The sequence below is a fragment of the Novosphingobium sp. fls2-241-R2A-195 genome (assembly GCF_030209485.1).
Classification (GTDB): domain Bacteria; phylum Pseudomonadota; class Alphaproteobacteria; order Sphingomonadales; family Sphingomonadaceae; genus Novosphingobium; species Novosphingobium resinovorum.
Map to the genome: position 1 here is coordinate 345222 of NZ_JARVRY010000006.1, position 22848 is coordinate 368069.

General features: G+C 67.4%; 20 protein-coding genes and 1 pseudogene. 3 read left to right on the plus strand and 18 right to left on the minus strand.

Annotated features, from left to right (window positions below; all coding sequences use genetic code 11):
* Positions 1 to 64 precede the first annotated feature (64 nt).
* Both QRN25_RS06960 and QRN25_RS06965 read right to left on the minus strand, forming a co-directional pair.
* Positions 65 to 1600, minus strand: coding sequence for an adenosine deaminase family protein (locus QRN25_RS06960; protein ID WP_285018199.1), 1536 nt, complete (start codon positions 1598 to 1600; stop codon positions 65 to 67).
* Positions 1597 to 2706, minus strand: a complete 1110-nt coding sequence (locus tag QRN25_RS06965) for a purine nucleoside permease (protein WP_285018200.1) — start codon at positions 2704 to 2706, stop codon at positions 1597 to 1599. The genes QRN25_RS06960 and QRN25_RS06965 overlap by 4 nt, the downstream gene beginning before the upstream one ends.
* Before the next feature lie 292 nt (positions 2707 to 2998).
* Here QRN25_RS06965 and QRN25_RS06970 point away from each other — a divergent pair, with 292 nt between their 5' ends.
* The 3 genes from QRN25_RS06970 to QRN25_RS06980 all read left to right on the plus strand — a co-directional run bounded on the left by QRN25_RS06970 (position 2999) and on the right by QRN25_RS06980 (position 5137).
* A complete protein-coding gene (locus QRN25_RS06970; protein WP_008832235.1) occupies positions 2999 to 3940 on the plus strand; it encodes a LysR family transcriptional regulator in 942 nt (313 codons plus the stop codon).
* An 82-nt stretch (positions 3941 to 4022) separates the two neighbouring features.
* Positions 4023 to 4556 carry a phosphoribosyltransferase gene (locus QRN25_RS06975; protein WP_036522491.1) on the plus strand — a complete coding sequence of 178 codons (534 nt, stop codon included), beginning with the start codon at positions 4023 to 4025 and terminating at the stop codon, positions 4554 to 4556.
* 2 nt (positions 4557 to 4558) lie between these two features.
* On the plus strand, positions 4559 to 5137 hold the full coding sequence (locus QRN25_RS06980) for an LOG family protein (RefSeq protein ID WP_008832237.1): 579 nt from the start codon (positions 4559 to 4561) through the stop codon (positions 5135 to 5137).
* Positions 5138 to 5145: 8 nt separating this feature from the next.
* On the opposite strand, the pseudogene QRN25_RS06985 reads toward QRN25_RS06980, so the two are convergent.
* The 16 genes and pseudogenes from QRN25_RS06985 to QRN25_RS07060 form a co-directional block, all read right to left on the minus strand.
* Positions 5146 to 5433 (minus strand): annotated as a pseudogene (locus tag QRN25_RS06985) (GIY-YIG nuclease family protein).
* A gap of 179 nt (positions 5434 to 5612) precedes the next feature.
* On the minus strand, positions 5613 to 6623 hold the full coding sequence (locus QRN25_RS06990) for an adenosine deaminase (RefSeq protein ID WP_285018202.1): 1011 nt from the start codon (positions 6621 to 6623) through the stop codon (positions 5613 to 5615).
* Positions 6620 to 7888, minus strand: coding sequence for a guanine deaminase (guaD, locus tag QRN25_RS06995; RefSeq protein WP_285018203.1), 1269 nt, complete (start codon positions 7886 to 7888; stop codon positions 6620 to 6622). Before guaD ends, QRN25_RS06990 begins: the two co-directional genes overlap by 4 nt.
* 136 nt (positions 7889 to 8024) lie before the next feature.
* Positions 8025 to 8948, minus strand: coding sequence for a xanthine dehydrogenase accessory protein XdhC (gene xdhC / locus QRN25_RS07000; protein WP_285018204.1), 924 nt, complete (start codon positions 8946 to 8948; stop codon positions 8025 to 8027).
* Entirely contained in the window at positions 8945 to 11251 is a 2307-nt protein-coding gene (xdhB, locus tag QRN25_RS07005; RefSeq protein ID WP_285018205.1) for a xanthine dehydrogenase molybdopterin binding subunit, read from the minus strand. The genes xdhC and xdhB overlap by 4 nt, the downstream gene beginning before the upstream one ends.
* On the minus strand, positions 11244 to 12656 hold the full coding sequence (gene xdhA / locus QRN25_RS07010; RefSeq protein WP_285018206.1) for a xanthine dehydrogenase small subunit: 1413 nt from the start codon (positions 12654 to 12656) through the stop codon (positions 11244 to 11246). The genes xdhB and xdhA overlap by 8 nt, the downstream gene beginning before the upstream one ends.
* 7 nt (positions 12657 to 12663) lie before the next feature.
* Positions 12664 to 12996 (minus strand): hydroxyisourate hydrolase, encoded by a 333-nt coding sequence (gene uraH / locus QRN25_RS07015; protein WP_008832244.1) that lies wholly within the window; start codon positions 12994 to 12996, stop codon positions 12664 to 12666.
* A complete protein-coding gene (locus QRN25_RS07020) occupies positions 12993 to 14423 on the minus strand; it encodes an FAD/NAD(P)-binding protein (protein ID WP_285018208.1) in 1431 nt (476 codons plus the stop codon). The genes uraH and QRN25_RS07020 overlap by 4 nt, the downstream gene beginning before the upstream one ends.
* Complete coding sequence (gene uraD, locus QRN25_RS07025; protein ID WP_069707412.1) at positions 14420 to 14860, minus strand: 2-oxo-4-hydroxy-4-carboxy-5-ureidoimidazoline decarboxylase; 441 nt, start codon at positions 14858 to 14860, stop codon at positions 14420 to 14422. Before uraD ends, QRN25_RS07020 begins: the two co-directional genes overlap by 4 nt.
* The gene (gene hpxZ / locus QRN25_RS07030; RefSeq protein ID WP_285018209.1) at positions 14857 to 15252 is read right to left on the minus strand and encodes an oxalurate catabolism protein HpxZ; all 396 of its coding nucleotides are present in this window, start codon (positions 15250 to 15252) and stop codon (positions 14857 to 14859) included. The genes uraD and hpxZ overlap by 4 nt, the downstream gene beginning before the upstream one ends.
* On the minus strand, positions 15239 to 16132 hold the full coding sequence (gene puuE / locus QRN25_RS07035) for an allantoinase PuuE (protein ID WP_285018212.1): 894 nt from the start codon (positions 16130 to 16132) through the stop codon (positions 15239 to 15241). Before puuE ends, hpxZ begins: the two co-directional genes overlap by 14 nt.
* A 151-nt stretch (positions 16133 to 16283) precedes the next feature.
* Positions 16284 to 17465 (minus strand): pyridoxal-phosphate-dependent aminotransferase family protein, encoded by a 1182-nt coding sequence (locus QRN25_RS07040; RefSeq protein ID WP_285018320.1) that lies wholly within the window; start codon positions 17463 to 17465, stop codon positions 16284 to 16286.
* Between the two features lie 43 nt (positions 17466 to 17508).
* Positions 17509 to 18753 carry an allantoate amidohydrolase gene (locus tag QRN25_RS07045; RefSeq protein ID WP_285018213.1) on the minus strand — a complete coding sequence of 415 codons (1245 nt, stop codon included), beginning with the start codon at positions 18751 to 18753 and terminating at the stop codon, positions 17509 to 17511.
* A 199-nt stretch (positions 18754 to 18952) separates the two neighbouring features.
* Positions 18953 to 20530 (minus strand): gamma-glutamyltransferase family protein, encoded by a 1578-nt coding sequence (locus QRN25_RS07050; protein ID WP_285018214.1) that lies wholly within the window; start codon positions 20528 to 20530, stop codon positions 18953 to 18955.
* An 8-nt stretch (positions 20531 to 20538) separates the two neighbouring features.
* The gene (locus QRN25_RS07055) at positions 20539 to 21480 is read right to left on the minus strand and encodes a 5'-methylthioadenosine/S-adenosylhomocysteine nucleosidase (RefSeq protein WP_285018215.1); all 942 of its coding nucleotides are present in this window, start codon (positions 21478 to 21480) and stop codon (positions 20539 to 20541) included.
* The gene (locus QRN25_RS07060) at positions 21480 to 22847 is read right to left on the minus strand and encodes an NCS2 family permease (protein ID WP_285018218.1); all 1368 of its coding nucleotides are present in this window, start codon (positions 22845 to 22847) and stop codon (positions 21480 to 21482) included. Before QRN25_RS07060 ends, QRN25_RS07055 begins: the two co-directional genes overlap by 1 nt.
* Between the last annotated feature and the right edge of the window lies 1 nt (position 22848).

Genomic DNA, 22848 nt, shown 5'->3' on the forward strand with positions numbered 1-22848 from the left:
GCAGTTCCCTGTTTACGGTGCGCCGTTGCTTTGACGGCAAGCATCCGCGATCGCGGCGGGGAATTCAGTCCCCCGCCGCTCCCTGTCTGGCCTTGAACCGGTCGAGCGAGCGCTCGAACCGGTCGAAGTTCATCTCCAGCCGTGCCTGCAGCGTGGCCTTCTCGTTCTTTGCGAGAAATGTCTTGCAGGACCCGGCCGCGAAGTCCGTCGCGCACGGCGCCACCACTGCCCCATAGCGGCGGTCCGCCCACAGGCTCGCGCCCGGCGCGAAGGAATATTCGAGGCTGTTGCGCGCCAGTTCCTTGAGGTCGGCGTAGTGCAGCCCCTGTTGCTGCACTGCGCGGACATGCTCGTTGGTCATGTCGGAACGCAGCACGCCCTCGTCGTCGGTGGAGAGCATCACCGGCACGCCCATCGAGCGGTAGACGTGCAGCGGATGGACGCCGCCCTCCACTCCCAGGATCACGGCGTTGCTGGTGAGATTGATCTCCACCCCGATCCCGTCCCGCGCCATGCGGGCGAGGGTTTCCGGGGCGTTGACTTCATAGGCAATGTCGACGCCGTGGCCGATGCGCTTGGCACCCGAGGCGACGGCCTTGCCGATATGGTCCTCGAGATCCTTGGGCGGCACCAGACCGAGCGCGAGTTCGCCCGCGTGCATGGTGACGTTGACCTTGGGGTACTTCGCTTCGAGGAAGCGGAACATCGCCATGTGCAGGTCGTAGTCGCGCAAGGCGACCGGATCGTCCTCGGGCATGACGATGTTGACGCCGACGAAGCGCGGGTCCTTGTCCGCCAGCACGAAGCCCGCGAGCATCGAGCGCCACACGACCTGCGGCGGCAATCCGCGCATGGCCGAGTAGATGTAGTGCATCGCGACGCCGCAGCCCGGATCGGCCGCCTTCGTGCTGCAGCCGAGGCGCTTCTTCGCGAAGGCTTCCTCCTCGTCCACTTCCGCGATAGCCGGCGCGACCAACGCCTGAGCCGCCGGAAGGTCGCGCTTGTAGGCGGCGGCGATCCCATCGACGCCCAGCGGAGCATCGGGCGCGGACAGCATGAATGGCGTCGTGCTGTCCGGATTGTGCATCAGTTCGACGTAGACGAGGTTGTTGCGGCCCGCGCTGGCGAAGGCGTCGGCCAGCCAGCGCGCGTCTTCGCCGTCCGCCGCAGGACCGAACTTGCGGAAGCTGGAGAAGAACTGGTTGTGGCCGGAGACCAGAGCCGGGCCGATGCCCTTCTGGAAGCCGCGCGTGGAGATCGCGTCGATCAGCTTCGCGTAAGTGAACGGGTCCTTCTCGGCCATCGGACCGATCTGGAGCGGCGCCGGGCATGGTCCGGGCACGATGCGGGTGATCCCGGCGTCCGCGCACATGCCCTTGGCGGCGGCGACCTTGAGGAAGTCCTCCGCATAGACCGAACCGCCGAGGTGGTTGTGCAGATCGCCGCCTTTGGGCATCGCCTGCAGGAACACGCGCAGCCGCCCGGCATTGCCCGCCATTTCGTCGAGCAGGGCAGACGCAGCAGCCTCGTCTGCATGCGCGGCCGGGGCCGCGAGAGGCAAGGCCAGCGTCGTCAGCAAGGTGGAAACGAGGCGCCTCACGGTACGGGGGCCTCCGGCACCGCGTTCTCGTACTTGTCCCAGTGCTTGAGCAGTTCGTGCACGACCGGCGCGCCGACGAGATAGTTCGCCTCGAACGCGGCCTTCTGGCCTGCGCCTTCGTTGGCGACGCTCTCGACCGCCGAGATGCCCGGAGGCGGCATCGAGGGGTTGGAGCCGGTGCGCAGCACCATGACGCGGTTCGCATCGACCAGACCGTTCTTGGCCGCGATCAGGATCGAGCCCTGCTGGATCTGGCTTTCCATGTTGGTCATGGCGAAGCGACCCTTGCCGCCGGTCCACAGTTTGACCCAATCGCGCGCCCACTGCGTGCGGCTCGGACCATGCCAGTAGCGCAGGCCGCCCAAGGTCTCGCCCATCAGCACGAACGGCGGCTTCTGCGCATTGGGCCAGCCCTTCCAGCGCGCGCGGTCGGCCTTAAGCTCCGGCGAATCAGGGATTTTCACGTCCTTGCTGAGACCATAGGCCCAGTAGGCGAGCCCCTGATTCAGCTCGGCCGACATCGACAGCTTGCGGATGTCCGTGAAGCCGGCGAAGTCCTGGGTGGCTCCGGGCAAGGTGTTGGGCTTGTCGGCGCCGATCGCGAACAAGCCATAAGGCCAGTCCTTAGGCACTTCGCGGTCGTCGAACTCCCGCAGCTTGTCGCCGTCGATAACCCAGCGCGACCACGCCGCGCTGCCGACCGAGGCCAGTTGCGGATCGACGCCGGAGATGCCGGTGAACAGCCAGTACGTCTTCGTGAAATCGAAGCGCGGGTCCATCAGCAGCGCGGTCAGCTGGTCGGACACGCTGCCGATCATCGTGTCCGGGCTGCCCCAGACCATACCGTAGAGCCCGTCAGCATTGCGGCGCAGCGGGTGGAGCGTGCCCTTGACCGGGATCACCTCGTCGAGATGCTCGCGCTCGGCCCAGGCCTGGAATTCGCCTGGGGCATCGCCCTTGTCCTCGCCCGGCTCGAACGTGGCGACGACGATGACCTTCACCGGAATCGGCGTGACCTTGGGAATTTCCGGCAGCGCAGGCTCGGCCGCTGCCGCAGCGACGGGCGCAAGCAGGCCCGCTGCTGCGGCAAGCGCCAGCGCACGCAAGGAAGCCCTCAAGGGGCGGCCGGATCGATAAGCAATCATTGTAACTAGAACCCCGAGAACGGGGGGCGCACCCGCGCAGGTTCGGTGGATTCACCCGGCACCGGCGCGCCCCCTTACCAAAAGTGCGGCTCCGGCGACCGACGATCCCCCTGTAGGGAGAGGATCGGGAAATCGCGTTCGTCGGATCGCACCTTCCGGTATTGCTAGCGGTGGTACGGCACAGGAGATAGTGCTAGCAAACGCAATGAATCCCACGGTCCGTTGCAAAAATTAGAGCAGGTCTAAAGTCGCCATGCCCGCCTTTTCCCGTTTTCTGCGCTATTTCATGGTCGTCGGCCGCCACGGTTCGATCCGCAAGGCCGCCGACGAACTCAATGTCTCGGCCTCGGCCATCGCCCGCCAGATCCTCAACGTCGAGGCGGAGATCGGCACACCCCTGTTCGAGCGTCTGCCCACCGGCCTGCGCCTGACGGCGGCGGGAGAGATCATGATGGCGGCGGGCAACCGCTGGCAGAAGAACATGCAGGACATCCGCGCGCAGATAGAGGACTTGCGCGGGCTCAAACGCGGTCACGTGGACTTCGCCATCATCGACGCGCTGGCCAAAGGCTACATTCCCTCGGTCGTCCGCTCGGTGCAGGAACGGTATCCGGGCATTACCGTCGGCGTGAAGGTTCAGGCCAACGACGAGGTGCGCAAAGCCGTCGCCAGCGGCGAGGTCGATTTCGGCATCCTGTTCGAACCGCACAGCTACCGCGACCTGACGGTACGCGCCTTCGTGGAAGTGGTTCTCGGCTTCATCACGCCGCCGGGGCACCCGCTGGGCGAACTGTCCGAGGCCCGCTTCTCCGCCGCCATCGGCGAGCCGCTGATCGTCCCGGCCGAAGTTCTGGCGATCAGCCAGCAGATCGCCGTCCTCGAAGGCACGACAGGCATGGACATGAGCCGGATCGCGACCTCCGACAACATCCAGATGATCGCCTCGCTGGTGCAGGCCGGAGCGGGCGTGGGTATCCTGTCCTCACTCGACGTGATCACCGAAGTGCAAGCGGGCCAGGTATCCTTCACCCGCATCTCCGACGCGCTGCTGCGGCCGATGACGCTGGCGCTCTGTACCAACTCCGCACGCACCCCTTCCTATGCGGCCAGTCTCGTTCTGTCGGAGATCGAGAACGGGTTCGCGGGCCTCAGCTATGTGGAATCGATGCTCTCGACGGAAGAGAACGACGCATGATGCACCTCACCCGGTTGCCCTTGCGCCATAGTGTCCCTATCGGCACACCTTTCCCGACATCGCCGGACAGGATTCGCTCCGCATGAGCCAGACCGAAGAACCGCAACTGCATTACCTCGAATACTACGAGGACTTCCTCGCCAAAGTCCGCGTGCTCTCGCGCAAGATCCGCGAAGGCGAATGGCAGCCCGAATTCATCATCGGCGTCGGCCGCGGCGGCCTCGTGCCGGCGGTCTACATCTCGCACCAGCTCGAAGTGCCGATGCTGTCGATCGACCACTCGGCCAAGGTTCCCGGCTTTGCCGACGAACTGCTCGGCAAGGTCGCAGGGATGACCGCCGAGGGCAAGCGCCTGCTCTTCGTCGACGACATCAACGACAGCGGCGGCACCATCGAGTACATCCGCAATCTGCTGGGCGACAACGGCTGCGATGCCGAAAACCTGCGCTTCGCGGTGCTGATCAACAACACCCGTTCCAAGGCGGTCGCCGAACTCTACGTCGACGCCATCGACCGTGACGAGGACAAGCGCTGGTTCGTGTTCCCGTGGGAATCGGTCGGCACCAAGGACGCCATCGTCGAGGAAGCGCGCTCGGTCCCCGAGAGGCTTGGCTGATCATGCGGATCTGCGTCTATCTCGGCTCTTCTGCGGGCGTTAATCCCCTGTATCGCGAAGCTGCGCACCAGTTCGGCACGCTGCTGGCCAAGCGCGGCATCGGCCTCGTCTACGGCGGCGGCATGGTCGGCCTGATGGGCGTGGTCGCGGACGCGGCCTGCGCGGCGGGCGGCGAAGTCATCGGCGTCATCCCCGAGGCCCTTCGCGCGCGCGAGCACGACCACCAGGGCATCACCGAGCTTCACGTCGTCAAGACCATGCACGAGCGCAAGGCGATGATGGCCAACCTCTCGGACGGTTTCGTCACTCTGCCCGGCGGCATCGGCACGTTCGAGGAAATGTTCGAGGCGTGGTGCTGGACGCAGCTCGGCTATCACAACAAGCCGGTGGGCCTGCTCGACGTCAACGGGTTCTACTCGGGGCTGGGCCAGTTCATCGACAACGTGGTGGAGGAAGGCTTCCTCCAGCCGCGCCACCGCGCGATGCTGATCGTGGAGAAGGACCCCGAGGCGATGATCGATCGCATCGTCAACTTCGTCCCGCCCGAAAACGAGCACTGGCTCGGCGCGCAGGACGTTTAGAGCCCCATCTACGGTAACCGGGACAGGTCATCCCATGTCGGATTGGCCTGTTCTATCAATTCCAGTTTCCACTCTCGCCGCCAGGCCTTCAGCTGCTTCTCGCGCGCGATGGCCTCTTGAATGAAGGCATGCGGTTCGACCAGCACCAGCCGGTCGATGCCTTAGCGCTGGCAAAAACGCGATCCGCGCCCTTCGTGATGCTGGTGCATCCGAACATGAATGTCGTTAGTGACGCCGACATAGAGCACGCCGAAGGGCCGGTTCGCCATGATGTAGCTGAACCCGCCTTTTTTCATAGCGCGAAGCATGGCCAGGCTGGCGAGTGAGGATCAACCCGGTGGCGAAAGTTTAATCCCCGTCGTCCCGGACTTGATCCGGGACCGCTGGCCATCAACAGCCCACTTCGCTGCACGCGCTGCAAGCTCTCACCTAAAGACAGCCACCGATCCCGGATCAAGTCCGGGACGACGGCAGGTTACCCTGCGGCGTAAGCCTCCAGCCGCTCGACATGCCGTGCGACCACCTCCGGCGGCAGGAAAGAGCCAGTGAAGCTGTTGCGCGCCAGCGTCACCAAGTCATCGCGCGAAAGGCCACGCGCCTCGGCGACGGCCCGGTAGTTGTCGGCCACGTAGCCGCCGAAATAAGCCGGATCGTCGGAATTCACCGTAGCCTTCAAGCCCTCCGCCAGCATCCGGTCCAGCGGATGATCGGCAAGGTCCTTCACCACGCAGAGCTTGAGGTTCGACAGCGGGCAGACGGTCAGCGTCATTCCCTCGGCCACGAGGCGCGCAACCAGCGCTTCGTCCTCCAGCGCGCGGTTGCCATGGTCGATGCGGTCGACGCCGAGCAGGTCCAGCGCCTCGTGGACGTAGGCAGGCGGGCCTTCCTCCCCGGCATGGGCGGTGATCTTCAGGCCCTTTTCGCGCGCCGCCGCGAAGACGCGGGCAAACTTGGCGGGCGGGTGGCCGACTTCCGAACTGTCGAGCCCCACCGCCGTGATTCTGCCCAGCCAGGGCTCGGCCATCTCCAGCGTGGCGAAGGCGGCCTCTTCCGGCAAATGGCGCAGGAACGAGAGAATAAGCTGCGACGTCAGGCCGAATTCGGCCTCGGCCGCCGCCATTGCCGACAACAGGCCCTCGATCACTTCGGCAAAGGGAATGCCGCGATCGGTGTGAGTCTGCGGATCGAACATGATCTCCGCATGGACAACGCCGTCCGCCGCGGCGCGCGTGAAGTACGCCATCGCGAGGTCATGGAAATCCGCGCGGGTGCGCAACACGTCGGCGCCCGCGTAGTAGATGTCGAGGAAGTCCTGCAGGTTCGAGAAATCGTAGGCGGCGCGCACCTCCTCCACCGAGGCGTAAGGAATGGCGACATTGTTGCGCTGCGCCAGTGCGAACATCAGTTCGGGCTCGAGGCTGCCTTCGATGTGGAGGTGCAATTCGGCCTTGGGGAGGCCGGCGATGAACTGGGCAAGATCGGTCATGGTGTCCTTTTGTACGCGCATTCGCCCAGCAGGTAAGTACGGGAAATGGCGCGCTCGTCGCCGAGGATCTGGAGTGCGAAGAGCCGCGTGGCAAGGTCTGCATCCGCCGTGCGCCGCGCCGTGAGCGGCGTGGCGGCGCTGTCGAGCACGACGAAGTCGGCTTCCTGCCCCACTTCCAGCGCCCCCACGCGGTCGGCGATGTGCAGCAGCGAGGCGCTTCCCGCCGTGGCGAGATAGAGCGCGCGGAACGGATCGAGCCGGTCCTCGCGGGCCAGCGCGGCCTGGTAGGCGAGCCCGGCGGTGCGCAGCATCGAGAACGACGTGCCCGCCCCGACGTCGGTGCCCAGGCCCAGCCGCAGCGCGTGCCGGTCCGCCTGTCCGAAGTTGAAGTGTCCGGACCCAAGGAACAGGTTGGACGAAGGACAGACCGCCACGCCCGCGCCGCTCTCGTGCAGGCGCGTGCAGGCCCGGTCGGACAAGTGGATGCCGTGCGCGAAGACCGAGCGCGGCGTGACCAGTCCGAAGCGGTCGTAAGCATCGAGGTAGTCGGCGCTGTCCGGGAACCGCGCGGCGACGGCGGCGACTTCGTGGACGTTCTCCGACAAGTGCGTGTGCATCAGCACGTCGGGATGCTTGGCCAGAAGCGCGCCTGCGTCGGCCAGCTGCGCATCGCTGGAGGCGAGCGCGAAACGCGGGGTCACCGCGTAGCCCAGTCTGCCCCGCCCGCGCCAGCGCCGGATCAGCGCCTCGGTTTCGGCCCGTCCCGAAGCGACGGTATCCTGCAGGCCTTCGGGGCCGAGGTCCATCAGCACCTTGCCGGAAACGATGCGCATTCGCCGCTCCAGCGCGGCCTCGAACAGGGCATCGACCGACTGTTCGTGGACGGTGGGATAGACCAACGCGCTGGTGGTTCCGTTGCGCAGCAGTTCGTCGAGGAAGAACGCCGCCACGGCATCGGCGTGGGCCTTGTCCGCGAACGCCTTTTCCGCCGGGAAGATGTGCTTGTCGAGCCAGTCGAGAAGCTGTTCCCCGTAGGAGGCGATGCGGTCGGTCTGGGGGTAATGGACGTGCGCGTCGATGAAGCCGGGAACGACGAGGCCGGGCAGCATTTCGGCATCGGGATACTTGTCCGCGAGGTCCGGGTAAGCGCCGCGCGCGATGACCACGCCATCCTCGACGACGAGCAGGCCGTCGGGTTCATGGCGCACGGCATCGGGCGCGTCATGCGGGACCGAGAGCAGTTCGGCGCGATAGGCGCGGATCATGCGCGCTTCGTCCCGGACGTGATCCGGGACCGCTGGCCGGGAACAGCCCACTTTTCGGCCAGGCGCCTTGCCGATGCTTCGCGCCCAAGGACTGCCACCGGTCCCGGATAACGTCCGGGACGACGATCGATACTCATCATTTTCCTCTCAATTGCAGCAGCTGCGCGCAGACCGCGATGGCGATCACGTCGGGCTCCTTGCCGGAGACGCCGGGCACGCCGATCGGGGCGGTGAGGCGGTCCAGTGCCTCCGGTGAAATCCCGTCCGCCGCCAGTCGCGACCGGAAACGGGTGATCTTGGTGGATGAGCCGATGAGGCCGACGAACGCCGGCAACTCGGCACGCCCCAGCGCCGCCAGCGTCAGGTGATAGTCCAGCGGATGGTCATGCGTCAGGATCAGCATGGCCGCGTCGGCCGGAGCCTCGGCGACGCAGTGCGCGATGTCCTCCTCGGCTACCAGCGTCACACCGTCGATATGCGCCTGCTCGGGCCGAGTGTCGAACCAGGCGAGTTGTAGCGGCAACCCGGTCATGTGACGAGCGATGGCCTGCCCGACATGGCCCGCACCGAACAGGTAGACCGGGCGCGGCCGCTCGCCCACTGGCTCGACGATGCGGGCGCCAACTTCGGGCCTGTCGCCGCGCGCGGACTGGCGGGTGACCGTTTCACGCTCGAACACGCGGCGTTCCACGGCGTCTTCGGCAAAGCTGGTCGCCAGCATCCGGCCGGGCTCGGCGTCATGCAGCCAGTCGAGCGCCCCGGTGTCGAGATGCTCCACCAGCACCCGCACCCGGCCACCGCAACATTGCCCCAACAGCGGGCCGAGCGGATAGTCCTGCACCCGCCACGAACCCGGTGCATGATCGAGGATCGCGCGCGCCTGCTCGACCGCGCGGTATTCCAGCTGGCCGCCGCCGATAGTCCCTTCCTGCCCCTGCGCAGTAACGAGCATCCGCGTACCCGCCCCGCGCGGGGCCGAGCCCTCGCTGGCGAGCACGGACACCATCGCGGTCGGGACCGTCCGGTCCAGCCGCCGCAGCCAGCCGATCCACTGCGTCATGCCGAAAACGCCGCGATCGCCTTGAGGATACGCTCAGGCGTACAGGGCGCATCGAGCTGCGGCAGCGCGCGCTTGCCGGGCACGGTCGCGGCAACGGCGAGGTTCAGCGCCGAGAAAACCGAGATCGCCAGCATGAACGGCGGCTCGCCCACCGCCTTGGAACGGTTGATGGTGGGCTCGACGTTCTCGCCGTCCCACAAGGTCACGGTGAAATGCCTGGGCCGGTCGGAGGCGGTGGGGATCTTGTACGTCGCGGGGCTGTGCGTCAGCAAGCGCCCCTTGGCGTCCCACACGAGTTCCTCGCTCGTCAGCCAGCCCTGCCCCTGGATGAAGCCGCCCTCGATCTGGCCCTTGTCGATCACCGGGTTCAGCGAGCGGCCGACGTCGTGGATGATGTCGACGGCCAGCACCTTATGCTCGCCGGTCAGCGTATCGATAACGACCTCGCTCACCGCCGCCCCATAGGCGAAGTAGTAGAAAGGGCGCCCCTTGAAGACCGAGCGATCGTATTCGATCCCCGGCGTCGCATAATAGCCGGTCGAGGACAGCGACACGCGCCCGATGTGGGCCTTGCGCGTGACTTGCGCGAAATCCAGCGTCTCCGCGCCGACAATCACGCCGCCGGGGGTGAAGTGCACCTCGCCTTCTTCCAAGCTGTAAGTGCGGGCGAGGAAGTCCGTCAGCCGGTCGCGGATCGTCATCGCCGCGTTGTGCGCCGCCATGCCATTGAGGTCCGCGCCGGAACTGGCCGCCGTGGCCGAGGTATTGGGCACCTTGTCGGTGCGGGTCGCGGTGATGCGGATAGTCTCCATCGGCACCGCGAAAACGTCGGCCACCACCCGCGCGACCTTGGTGTAGAGGCCCTGCCCCATTTCGGTGCCGCCGTGGTTCACCTGGATCGAGCCATCGGCATAGACGTGGATCAGCGCGCCGGCCTGGTTGAGATGGGTCGTGGTGAAGCTGATGCCGAACTTCACCGGCGTCAGCGCGATGCCCTTCTTGAGAACGGGATTGGCGGCGTTGAAAGCCTCGATCGCCTTCGCCCGCTCATCGTAGCGCGAAGTCGTTCGCAGCCGGGCGATGATCTGCGGCGCGACGTTGTCGGCGACGGTCATCGCGTAAGGCGTCGTCTCGCGCCCCGGACCGTAGAGGTTCGGCACCCGCACATCGAGCGGGTCGCGGCCCAGCGCCATCGCCACGTCGTCGATCACGCGCTCGATCGCCAGCATGCCCTGCGGCCCACCGAAGCCGCGGAAGGCGGTGGCCGAGACGGTGTTGGTCTTCAAACGCTCGGACACGACTTCGACGTCGGGCAGGAAGTAGCAGTTGTCCGAATGGAACATCGCGCGGTCGTTAATCGCCGGGGACAAGTCCACCGTCGCCCCGCACGCCGAGGCGAGGTGCAGCGACAGCGCCAGCAGACGGCCCGCGTCGTCGAAGCCGACCTCGTAGGCGACATCGAAGGGATGGCGCTTGCCGGTCATGACCATGTCATCGTCGCGATCGACGCGGAACTTGGCGGGGCGACCGGTCTTGCTGGCGACCAGCGCGGCGGCGGCGGCGAACAGCGCGGCCTGCGTCTCCTTGCCGCCGAACGCGCCGCCCATGCGCCGCACCTCCACCGTCACGTCGGCGGACGATACGTGCAACATGTGCGCGACGAGGTGCTGGACCTCGCTCGGGTGCTGGGTGGAGCACAGGACGTGGACCTGCCCGTCCTCGCCCGGCGTCGCGACCGAGACCTGGCCCTCAAGGTAGAAGTGATCCTGCCCGCCCATGGCGAAGCGGCCCGAAAGGCGGTGCGGCGCGGCGTCCAGCGCGGCAGGAGCATCGCCCCGGGCCATGCGCTGCGCGGGCTCGATGTGCGATCCGGCAACCTGCGCCTCGACGACCGTGAGCGCGGCAGGGAGCGGTTCGTACGCGATGCGGCCGAGACGCGCGGCGATGCGGGCCGCGCGCTGGCTGGTCGCGGCCACGAGGAACACCGCCTGTCCGTGGGTGATGACTTCCCCATCGGCGAGCAGCCGGTCGTCGCCCGCGACCGGGCTGACGTCGTTCGCGCCGGGAATGTCGGCGGCAGTATAGACCGCGACGACGCCGGGAGACGCGCGCACCTCGGACAAGTCCATCGAGACGATCCGCGCGCGCGCCTCGCTCGACTGGCCGAAGGCGAGGTGCAGCATGTCCGCAGGTTCGGTCAGATCGTCCGCATAGCGCGCCTCGCCCGCGACATGGAGCCGCGCACTGTCGTGCGGGTGCGAGGGCTTGGGCAGCACCTTCCAGGCGGCATCGCGCTCAGCCATCGACAGCCTCCAGCACGGAAGTCGCGACACCCTGAGAGCGCAGCCAGAGACGGCGCAGCAAGTTCGCAGCGGCCTCGACGCGGTAGGCGGAAGAGCCGCGCACGTCGGTCAGCGGTTCGAAGTCCGCTTTCAGCGCTTCGGCAGCGGCGGTGAACGTGGCGTCGGCGAAAGGCTGGCCAATCAGGGCGGCCTCGCACGTGCCGGCCCGCTTCGGAGTCGCCGCCATGCCGCCGAACGCGGCGCGCGCCTCTTCGATCACGCCGTCCTCGACGCGCAGCGCGAAGGCGCCGCAGACCGCCGAGATGTCGCTGTCGAACCGGCGCGAGAGCTTGGAAATCAGGATCACCGCATCCGCCGGAGGGCGCGGGATGCGCACGGATTCGACGAACTCGCCAGGCTGCCGGTCCTGCTTGCCGTAAGCGAGGAAGTAGTCCTCCAGCGCCATCGTCCGCCGCCCCGCCATGCTGCGCAGCGTAAGTTCGGCACCGAGTGCAATGAGCGCCGGAGGGCCATCGCCGATCGGCGAACCGTTGGCGATATTGCCGCCCACGGTCCCGGCGTTGCGTACCTGAAGCCCCCCGATGCGGCGCACGAGTTCGCCGAGGTCCGGATGCAATCGAGCCATCGCCGCATGCGCATCGGCGTAACGCACGCCCGCACCGAGGGTCAGCGCATCGGCGCTTTCCTCGATCGCCGCGAGTTCGGCGATGCCGCCCAGGAAGATCACGGTGCCCAGATCGCGCAGGCCCTTGGTGACCCACAGGCCCACGTCGGTAGCCCCGGCCACCAAACGCGCGTCGGGATGTTCGGTCAGCAATGCAGCGAGTTCATCGCAGGTGCGCGGCGCGAACCAGCGGCGGCCCCGCCATTCGCCCGAAGCGCTGCGCTCCAGCGCCTTGAGCGCGGCGATCACCCTCGTATCGTCCTGCTCGCAAGATCCGGCACTTTCCCCGGCCTCGATGATCGGACCATAGCCGGTGCAGCGGCACAAGTTGCCCGCGATCACATCCTCTACCGGCAGATCGCAGCCGCGCGCGCCGATGGTGCGGCCGTGCAGCGACATGACGAAGCCCGGCGTGCAGAAGCCGCACTGCGAACTCCCGTTGCAGGCCATCGTCTCCTGCAAGGCATTGAGCGTGCCGGTATCGTCCTTGAGGCTTTCGACGGTCATAACCGCCTTGCCGTCCAGCATCGGCAGGAACTGGATGCAGGAATTGACCGCGCGCCATGCCACGCCCTCGCCTTCCAGCGCGCCGACCAGCACCGTGCAGGCACCGCAGTCTCCCTCGGCGCAACCTTCCTTGGTTCCGGTGCGCCGCATCGTGTAGCGCAGATGATCGAGCACCGTCGCGGTCGGATCGACCGCGTCCAGTTCGACCACTTCGCCATCAAGAAGGAAGCGCACCGGCACGTCAGCTGCCCCGGTAGGTCGAGTAGCCGAAAGGCGAGACCAGCAGCGGTACGTGGTAATGCGCATCGGGGTCGGCAATGCCGAAATCGATCGAGACATGATCGAGGAACGGCGGCTCGGGCAGCTTGATCCCCTTGCCCCGGAAATAGGCGGCCACCGCGAAAGTCAGGCGATACGTGCCGGTCGGCAGCGCCGGGAGCCCCGGGCAGCGGCCGTCGGCATTGGTCTCGCCGGTGAACAGGATCGTACCCGACCCGGTTTCGAGACACAGGGAAATCCCCGTCGCGGGAGCGCCGTGTGTCGTATCGAGGACGTGCGTGGACAGACTGCTCATGCGACCGTCTCCTCCTCACGCGGCCACTGGCCGAGGAATTCGTGCTCGTCATAATCGAGAAAGTCGGCCACCAGAGCCTCCCGGTCGTCGAGGAAGAGTTGGTCGGCCACGCCCTTGACCAGCCGGGGCAGCGCATTGTGCAGGCCCGACAGTGCCGAGGCGGAGAGCCCCAGACTCACCAGCGCCGAATAGTTGAACGCGAACAATCCGTGCAGCGGCGCGCCGTCCGCTCCATCGCGCGGCAGAAACTCGAAAGCGTTGCCGAGATAAGGGTGAGCATCGATGAGCGCATTGGGCTTGCCCGGAGGCGTCACGCGATCGGACCAGCGGGCGATGAGGTCGGCCACGTCCGCCAGTTCTGGACGCAGGCCGGGATCGCTGAGGAGGCCGGTGGAGACGACAACGAAGTCGAAGTCGTGATGCCCGTGCGGCGTTGTGACACGCACCAACCCGTCATGTTCCTTCACGTCCAGCCAAGGCGCGCCGAGGTGCAGGGCAAAGCCGGGCCATGCCGCCGCGCGCTCGAAGGTGTCGTTCGTCGGCGGCTGGTTGTGACCGAGGAAAGCGTCCATTGCCGCGTATTTGGTCTGATCGTCCAGCGCCGGGTAGCGAGCGGTGAAGCCGACGCGCTCCATGAAGCGGATCGGGTTGATGCGGGGCAGTTCCTTGCGGCGCATGAACACTTCCGCCGCCGCCGCGCCCTGCGTCAGCGCGAAGTTGGCGTTGTCGAAGGCCGAGGCGCCGCCGCCCAGCACGCCGATGCGTTTGCCGTGCAGTGCCGCGAAGTCGATCGGCTCGCTGGTGTGCGCCCACAAGTGCCGGGGCAGGTTGTCGCGCACCATCGCCGGGGTGTGCCATTCGCCGCCGCCCTGGATGCCGGTGGCGAGCACGACCTTGCGCGCCAGTGCCACGCTGCCGTCAGCGAAGTGCAGGCAATGCACGCCATGCGCCGTGACCGGCTCGATCCGCTGGAGCTTCGCGCCGTTCTCCACCGGCAGGTCGAGCACGCGGCGATACCAGCGCAGATACTCCATCCAGTCGCCGCGCGCGATCTTGTCGACCGCCTGCCAGCCCGCCGCGCCGTGCTGCGCTTCCCACCAGGCGCGGTAGGTCAGCGAGGGCACGCCGAAATCGATCGGGTTCAGATGCTTGGGCGTGCGCAGCGTGACCATGCGCGCATACGTTTCCCAGGGCCCTTCGAACCCGGCCTCGTTCTCGTCGAACACGCGCACGTTGGTCACGCCCTCGCGCCTCAGGCCCAGCGCGGCGGAGAGGCCGCATTGCCCCCCACCGATGACCGCGACATCGAGCACCGGCGCGCCCTCTACCGCGCGCGGTCGCACCCATTCGGGGCGAGCGAAGCCGATCAACTCCAGTTCGCGGGCAAGCTGCGCCTCGAGCGCAGGAAGGCCGATCTTGTCAGTCATGTCATGTCTTCCAGGCGCAGGCGGACGATCTCGCCGATCTGCTCCAGCGCGGTCGCCACTTCGGTCTCGCGGTCGTTCGCGAGGCGGCGGTCCATCGCAGCAAGGATACCAGCCTTGTCGGTCAGGCGCACGCAGATGATGAAAGGGAAGTCGAACGCTGCGCGGTAAGCGGCGTTCAGGCGGTGGAACTCGGCGTATTCCTCAGGGGTCAGGCGGTCGAGCCCGGCGCTGGCCTGCTCGGCGGTGCTGGCCTCGGTCAGGGTGCGGTCGATCGCGGCCTTGCCCGCCAGTTCCGGGTGGGCGCGGATCAGCGCGAGTTGCTCGTCCGGGCTAGCGGCATACAGGACCGCCATCAGATCGGCATGACGATCGCCGGAAGACGGCCGTGCGTCGGCGCGCTCTTCCACCCAGGGGCTGTGTTCGAACAGCGCGGTCACGATGTGCTCCCCTCAAGGCTGACATGAGCGGAAACGACCTTCCAGCCGTCCGCAAAGCGCACCCACGATTGCGTCTGGCGACCCCGGCGGCCAGCAGCTTCAGGGGCGGAGCCTTCGCGGAAGAATTCGGCATCGGCGGTGGCGAAGGTATCGCCGTAGACGGTGATCGCGACCTTCCCCAGCTTGCGCTGCGGAGACCCGCCGCGTCCCTTTCGGAACGCGCGGATTTCCTCGATGCCATAGAGCACTTCCCCCACGCCGTAGCGGTTGGTGGTGGGCGCATCGTGGAACAGCGCGTCCATCGCCGGGATGTCGTCCGCCATCAGCGCCGTCTCGTAGGCGTGGAAGGCGTGGGTGACTTCGGCGAGGAGGACTGGGTCATCGATCCGCATGAGGATGCACCTCCATCCAGTGCCGCGCGATGTCGATGCGCCGCGCCACCCAGGCGTCGCCGCTGGCGGTGACATGATCGAGGAACCGCGCCAGCCACCGCGCGCGCCCAGGCTTGCCGGCGATGCGGGCGTGCAGACCGACCGACATCATCCTTCCACCTTCTTCGCGAAGCTGGTCGAAGGTGTCGCGCATGTGGCGGAAGAACTGCTCGCCCTCGGTGAAGCCGTTGAGCGCGACGATCTTCATGTCGTTGACGTCGAGGGTGTAGGGCACGATCAGCTGAGCTTTGCCGTACTTCGTATCCCAGTACGGCAGATCGTCGGCGTAGCTGTCCGCGTCGTAGGTGAAGCCACCCTCCTCGGCCACCAGCCGCGCGGTGTTGGGCGAGGTCCGGCCCTGATACCAGCCGAACGGGCGCTGGCCGGTAAGCTTTTCGTGGAGCGCGATGGCCTCGGCGATGTGCGCGCGTTCGACGTCCTCGGGCTGGTACTGGTAGTCGATCCAGCGCAGACCGTGGCTGGCGATCTCCCAGTCCGCCGCCAGCATCGCCGCGACCGCGTCGGGATTCATCTCCATCGCCTTGGCCACGCCGAATACGGTGACGGGCAGGTCGCGCTCGGTGAACAGGCGGTGGAGGCGCCAGAAGCCGGCGCGGCTGCCGTATTCGTAGAGGCTTTCCATCGCCATGGCCCGGTCCGGGTGGCTGCCCGCGCCGACCATTTCGGACAGGAACGCCTCGGAGCCCTTGTCGCCGTTCAGCACCGAGTTCTCGGCGCCTTCCTCGTAATTGACGACGAACTGCACTGCCACGCGCGCGCCGCCGGGCCACTGCGGGTCGGGCGGGGTCTGGCCGTAGCCGATGAGGTCGCGGGCGCTCATGCGTCCTCCCCGGTACGGGGAGGGGGACCACCCGCAGGGTGGTGGAGGGGCACAGGCGCATTACGGAAGGTCAGGCCGCGCGGCGCGTACCCCTCCACCATGCTGCGCATGGTCCCCCTCCCCGTGCCGGGGAGGAATGGCGATCCCATCCTCATGCCTCCCACGCCGCGATGGCCGCCGGAACCGCCGCGCCCATCGGCAGCGCGAAGCCCTGCATCACCAGGCACGATTCCAGCGCTGCCAGCGTCAGCAGCACCTTGTGCTTCATCGCGTTGTAACCCATCGCGCCGATGCGCCAGATCTTGCCCTGAAGCGGCCCAAACGCCGTGCCGATCTCGATCTCGAACAGCTCGCGCATGGCGCCTCGCACGGCTTCGCCATCGACGCCCTCGGGGATGTACACGCCAGTCACGTTGGTCATGCGATAGCGGTCGTCGCCGAACACCGTCAGGCCCATCGCGCGCAGGCCCGCTGTCATCGCCCGGCCCGCCGAGGCATGGCGGGCATAGCGTGCCTCCAGCCCCTCGCCCAGCACGATGCGCGCGCATTCGCGGGCGGCGTAAAGCATCGAGGTCGCCTCGGTATGGTGGTTCAGGCGCTTCTCGGACCAGTAGTCCATGATCATCGCGAGGTCGAAGTAGTTGGAGCCGATGCGCGGGCCGGCACCATCGACCGTTCCGGCGACGCGGATGCCCTGCTCGACATGACGGCGCTTGCCGATGTGCTCGGCGGCACGGTCCGAGATCGTGATCGGGGCCGATCCCGAGGGACCGCCGAGGCACTTCTGCAGGCCGCCGGTAACCACATCGACATCCCAGCGATCCGCCGCCAGTTCCATGCCGCCGATCGTCGCCGTGGCATCAACGTAGGACAGCGCGCCCGCCCGGCGGCACAGTTCGCCGAAGCCTTCGAGAGGCTGCGCCATCGTCGTCGAGGTGTCGCCGTGGATGGTCGCCACGATCTTGGGATGGCAACGCGCGATGGCCTCGGCGATGCGCTCCATCGGCACGACTTCGCCCCAGGGCGCCTCGACCGTCTCGATCACCGCGCCGATGCGCTGGAGGATTTCCGTCAGCAGCAGGCCGAAGCGGCCGAAGTTGACCACCAGCACCACGTCGCCCGGCGCGACGAGGCTGACTAGCGCCGCCTCGATCCCGGCGCGGGCGGTGCCGTCGACCAGCATCGTCCACTGGTTCTGCGTCCCGAAGATCGGGCGGTAGAGTGCCATGACCTGGTTCATGAACCCGGTCATCTCGGGATCGAACTGGCCGAGCAAGTCGGCGCTCATCGCCCGCAACACGCGCGGGTGGGCGTTGATCGGCCCCGGCCCCATCAGCAGGCGCTGGGGCGGGTCGATTTCTCCAAAGAGCTGCGGATCAAGCGACAAAGGAATCTCCAAGGCGGTCTATGAAACCGAGCATTACCCGCAACGCGATCTCCGCATCGGCAGGCTCGACATGCTCGGCCGGATTGTGGCTGATGCCTTCGCGGCACCGGATGAACAGCATGGCGGTGGGGCACAACGCGGCCATGTTCATGGCATCGTGCCCCGCGCCCGAGACGAGGCGGCGCACCGGCTGCCCGGCGGCGGCCAGCGCATCGTCCATCAGATCCATCAGCGCGGGATCGCTGGGGCTGGCGGCAAGGTCGTGGGTCAGGCTGACGGCCAGTTCCAGCGCCCGCGCCTCGGCGATTTCCCCGATCCGCGCGAGGATCGCCTCGGCCACCGCGTTGCGCCGTTCTTCCGCGCCCGAGCGAACGTCTATGGTGAAGCGGACCTCGCCGGGGATGACGTTGGGGGCGCCAGGCAGCGCCTCCAGCACGCCGACGGTGGCGACGACGTCGGAGTTGTCCGCGCGGGCGATCTGCTCCACCGACAGCACCATCGCCGCCGCACCCGCCAGCGCATCGCGGCGCAGGCGCATCGTCGCGGTGCCTGCATGCCCGGCCATGCCCTTGACGGTGACGCGGTAGCGCAGCTGCGCGGCGATGCCGGTGACGGTGCCGACGGCCAGGCCGTCCGCCTCCAGCACCGGCCCCTGCTCGATATGCGCTTCGAGGTAGGCCAGCGTGGTATCGGGCGCGCGGGCGGCGGTGAGATAGTCGGGCGTAGTGACGAGCGCCTCGGCCAGCGTCACACCCGCCGTATCCGTGATATCGAGCGCGGCGGCATCGAGGGTCCCGGCCACCGCACGGCTCGTCAGCATCGCGGCGGGAAAGCGCGATCCTTCCTCGTCGCCGAAGGCATAGACCTCGATCGGGAACGGCAGTCGGCGCCCTTCGGCATGGAGTGCGGCGACCGCCTCGATGCCGAGCATGATGCCCAGCGGGCCGTCGTAAGGCCCTGCGTCACGCACGGAATCGAGGTGGCTGCCGATCACCAGCGCCGGGGCATGGCCGAGGTGGCCGTCATAGCGGCCCACCAGATTGGCGGCGGCGTCGACGTGGACGCGCATGCCTGCGGCCTCCATCCACCGGCCCAGTTGCTCCTGCGCGGCGGCATAGGCCGGGGTGAGGTAGGCGCGGAACAGGCCGCCCTCCATGTCGCTGTAGGGCGCTGTCCGCAAGGCATCGCACCGTGCGACAGCGCGGGTGCCACCGGGGATGTCGAGGGCGGTCATGCGATATGCTCCGGACACCACGTGGCCATCAATACGGCGTCACCCTGAACTTGTTTCAGGGTCCATTTCGCGGCGTATCCTGCACTTGAAAACCCAAGCCGACGGCACCGCATTGTGTCTTGGCCGTCCGAGCCAAGCGGCCCGATGGACCCTGAAACAAGTTCAGGGTGACGGGGTGTAAAATAAGGCCGAGCGTAGCTCACCATCCCGCTGCCTCGCCATCGCTGCGGGGGTCGGATGCGCCCTCGAACGAACCGCCTGCAAGGCGCACCACCGCACCCGCATGCCCCATCGTCGCGGTCAGCCCACCGACGCGCTCGACATCGTGCCCGGCCTCGGCCAGCTGGCCGTAAAGCGCCTCGTCGAAACCATCCTCCAGCTTGAGCGAGGTCGTCACGTCCCCCCAGGTCCGGCCCAGCAGCCAGCGCGGGGCGCTGATGGCGTCCTGCAGGTCCATGCCGAAACGGGCATAGCGCGTGAACAGCGCCGCCTGCGTCTGCGGCTGGCCCTCGCCGCCCATCGTGCCATAGGCCATGACGCGCCCGTCCTCGAACACCGCCAGTGCCGGGTTCAGCGTATGGAACGGCTTGCGGCCAGGCTTCAGGGCATTCCAGCCGGACTCGGCAAGGCGGAACGAGCTACCCCGGTTCTGCCAGGTGATCCCGGTCTGCGGCAGCACGAGGCCCGAGCCGAACTCGAAATAGGTGGACTGGATGCACGACACCACCCGCCCCTCGGCATCGGCTGCGCCGAACCAGCAGGTATCGCCCCACTGCGGCGGCTGCGGCCATTCCAGCGCCTTGGCCGGGTCGATGCGCGCGGCGAGTTCGTCCAGCGCGGCGGGGTCGGAGAGCAGCGCCTGAAAGTCGAAGTCCGTGTACGCCGGATCGCCGACATGCACGTCGCGCAGCAGGAACGCCTGCTTGGTCGCCTCGACAAGGCCATGGACGTGATCGAAGCCTTCGGGGGCATCCGCCTTGAGCCTGTCGAACAGTGCCAGGATCAGCAGCGAGGCAAAGCCCTGCGTCGGCGGCGTCGCGTTGTAGAGCGTCGCACCGCCGATGCGCGTATGCAGTGGGTCCGGCCGGGTTGCGGTATGCGCGGCGAGGTCGGCGGCGGAAACCGGGCTGCCTAGCGCCTCCAGATCGGCGGCGATCAAAGCGGCCAGTTCGCCGGTGTAGAAGTCCTGCAGCCCGTTTGCAGCCAGCTTGCGCAAGGTCTCCGCCAACGCGGGGAGACGCAGCGTGTCGCCCTCGGCCAACGGGCGACCTTCCGGCTCGAAGGTCGCGGCGTAGGCGCCGGGCTGTCCGCGCAGTTCGTCGCCCTTCCCTGCCGCGATGGCCGCGCCGCCCTTCGTCACCGTCAAGCCGATCTCGGCATGGGTGATCGCATCGCGCAGCAGCCGCTCAAGCGGCAAGGTGCAGTAATCTGCCTCCAGCGCCGCCGCCCAGCCGGAGATCGTCCCCGCCACCGTATTCGCCGCCAGAGGCCCGCGCGTCGGCACCGCCTCCAGCCCGGCATAGAGCGACAGGTCGGCCGTCGCCGCCGCGCCGCCGCAGCCGTGGATCGAGTGCACGGTGCCGTCCGGCTCGCGAATCACCCAGAAGCCGTCGCCGCCGATCGCGGTCATGTGCGGGTAGACGACGGCCAGCGTCGCGGCGATGGCGACGCACGCCTCCACCGCACTGCCGCCGTCGGCAAGCACGTCGCGGCCCGCCTGCGCGGCGAGGAAGTGCGGCGCGGTGGCGATGCCGTTGCGGGCGGTTACGGTCTTCATGGAACCTCTCAGTCCGGAAGCGCCGCCACGAAGGCGCGCACCACGTGGGCGGAGTTCACCGAGGCGAGGCGCTCGTAGGTGTCCTCCATGTTCTTGTGCTTGTCGCCGCCCGCAAGGTCCGACAAGGATCGGAACACGATTGTCGGCACCTGGTTGGCATAGGCGACTTGGGCCACCGCCCCGCTCTCCATGTCGAGCACGCGGGCGTGCCACGCCTTGTAGAGATATTCGCGGAACTCGGCATTGTCGGCATAGACCCCGGCGCTGACGCCCGTGCCGCCGACGACGACCTTGGGCGGCTTGGCGAGACACAGTTCGCTGCCGGGAAGCTGGTGCTCCGAAGGCGGCACGCAGCGTTCCATCGCGATCGTCGGCGCGACCTTGCGCGCCAGATCCAGCAATGCCGGGTCCATCGCGAAGGTGAAGAACCGCTTCGACGGGGTAGCGGCATTGGGCACCGTCACCCCGCGCGGGAAGATGAAGTTCCAGTTGCCGGGCGCTTCGGGCAGGACGGCCTCGGGCGATTTCCAGCCCTTGCGCCCGTTCTTGCGCGCGAAGTTGACTTCCAGGTACTGGCCCCAGTCCTCCGCCACGATGACGTCGCCGATCGTCAGTGACGGATCGACACCGCCCGCGATGCCGGAAAAGACGATGCGCTTCACGGTGAAGCGGTCGATCACCAGCTGGGTGTTCATCGCCGCGTTCACCATCGACACGCCGCTCTGCATCAGCAGCACCGGTTTGCCCTCCAGCGTACCCGTGAGGTAGGTAGAGCCGTTGAGGCTATGTTCCTTCTGCTCGCTCACGGCATGGACCAGCGCGTTCCATTCGGGCTGATAGGCCGTCATCACCAAGGTACGGGGGGTGAGGTCCAGCCGCTCGTCCGCCAGCGCAGGCGCAGAGAGGCACGGGGCGACGAGGGCAAGAGCCGAGGCGATGACGCCGCGCATCAGGCGCCGCCCATCCACACGAAGCGGGCGACGAACAGCAGCGCCAGCACCAGCAGGAAGCCGTCCTTCTTCGTGATCGTCCCGCGTACGATCTTGAGCACGGCGTGGGCGGTGATGCCGAAGGCGAGCCCATTGGCGATCGAAAACGTCAGCGGGATCATCGCTACCGTCAGGAACGCGGGGATCGCCGCGAGCGGGTCCTCCCATTCCACTTCGGTCAGCGGCAGCAGCATCAGGCCGCCGACGATGATGAGCGCGGGCGCGGTCGCCGCCAGCGGGATCACCTGCGCGTAAGGCGCGACGAACATCATCGCCAGGAACAGTACGCCGGTGACCACCGAAGTCAGGCCCGTGCGCCCGCCCACCTGCACGCCCGCGGCGCTCTCGACATAGCTGGTGACGGTGCTGGTGCCCGCCATCGAGCCGACCATCGTGGCGACGGCGTCGGTCACGAGTATGCGGTTGAGACCCGGAATGCGGCCCGCTGCGTCCATCAGCCCGGCGCGCTTGGTGACGGCGACGAGGGTGCCGATGTTGTCGAACAGGTCGACGAAGAGGAAGACGAACAGGATTTCCAGCAGGCCGAGGCCATGCTTGCCGGAAAGCCCGAAGACGCCAGCAAGATCGAGCTGGAACGCGGTCCCGGTCAGCGCCGAGAGCGAGTACGGCTCGGGGCTGATCGAGACCATGCCGGCGATCCAGCCGACGACGGTGGTGGCGAGGATGCCGATCAGCATCGCGCCGCGCACGTTCCACACCGACAGCGCGCCGATCACCAGCAGGCCGAACAGCGCCAGCGCCGCTCCGGGCGCCTTCAGGTCGCCAAGCGCCACGAACGTCGCCGGGTTGGCGACCACGATGCCGGAATCCTTGAGGCCGATGAAGCCGATGAACAGGCCGATGCCGCCCGCCACCGCCGCGAAGAGGTATTGCGGGATCGACGTGACGATCAGCTGGCGGATGCCCGTCAGCGTCAGCAGCAGGAAAGCGACGCCCGAAATGAACACGCAGCCCAGCGCCACTGGCCAGGGTACGCCCATCTGCTGCACGACGGTGAAGCTGAAGTAGGCATTCAGCCCCATGCCCGGCGCCAGCGCCAGCGGGGTGTTGGCCACGAAGCCCATCAGGATCGAGGCGAAGGCCGCCGCAAAGCACGTCGCCGCCGCCACCGAGGCGACCGGCATCCCCGCGCTGCCCAGGATCGCGGGATTGACCAGCACGATGTAGGCCATCGTCAGGAACGTGGTCATGCCCGCCAGCACTTCGGTGCGGGCGGTGGTGCCACGCGCGGTCAGCGCAAAGTAGCGGTCCAGTTTGCCCGAAGGCACGACCTCCGGTGCCTCGATGGTGGTTGCGGTCTGCGTCACG

Coding starts and splice junctions, on each gene's coding strand:
- QRN25_RS07055 (WP_285018215.1), bottom strand. CDS start 21,480: ATGCGCGGCGTCATCGCCTCGGCTCTTGCCCTCGTCGCCCCGTGCCTC.
- xdhC (WP_285018204.1), bottom strand. CDS start 8,948: ATGACGCAGTGGATCGGCTGGCTGCGGCGGCTGGACCGGACGGTCCCG.
- QRN25_RS07040 (WP_285018320.1), bottom strand. CDS start 17,465: ATGGGGCCGGGGCCGATCAACGCCCACCCGCGCGTGTTGCGGGCGATG.
- QRN25_RS07050 (WP_285018214.1), bottom strand. CDS start 20,530: ATGAAGACCGTAACCGCCCGCAACGGCATCGCCACCGCGCCGCACTTC.
- QRN25_RS07045 (WP_285018213.1), bottom strand. CDS start 18,753: ATGACCGCCCTCGACATCCCCGGTGGCACCCGCGCTGTCGCACGGTGC.
- QRN25_RS06980 (WP_008832237.1), top strand. CDS start 4,559: ATGCGGATCTGCGTCTATCTCGGCTCTTCTGCGGGCGTTAATCCCCTG.
- QRN25_RS07020 (WP_285018208.1), bottom strand. CDS start 14,423: ATGACTGACAAGATCGGCCTTCCTGCGCTCGAGGCGCAGCTTGCCCGC.
- QRN25_RS06975 (WP_036522491.1), top strand. CDS start 4,023: ATGAGCCAGACCGAAGAACCGCAACTGCATTACCTCGAATACTACGAG.
- xdhB (WP_285018205.1), bottom strand. CDS start 11,251: ATGGCTGAGCGCGATGCCGCCTGGAAGGTGCTGCCCAAGCCCTCGCAC.
- puuE (WP_285018212.1), bottom strand. CDS start 16,132: ATGAGCGCCCGCGACCTCATCGGCTACGGCCAGACCCCGCCCGACCCG.
- QRN25_RS06990 (WP_285018202.1), bottom strand. CDS start 6,623: ATGACCGATCTTGCCCAGTTCATCGCCGGCCTCCCCAAGGCCGAATTG.
- hpxZ (WP_285018209.1), bottom strand. CDS start 15,252: ATGCGGATCGATGACCCAGTCCTCCTCGCCGAAGTCACCCACGCCTTC.
- QRN25_RS06970 (WP_008832235.1), top strand. CDS start 2,999: ATGCCCGCCTTTTCCCGTTTTCTGCGCTATTTCATGGTCGTCGGCCGC.
- guaD (WP_285018203.1), bottom strand. CDS start 7,888: ATGATCCGCGCCTATCGCGCCGAACTGCTCTCGGTCCCGCATGACGCG.
- uraH (WP_008832244.1), bottom strand. CDS start 12,996: ATGAGCAGTCTGTCCACGCACGTCCTCGATACGACACACGGCGCTCCC.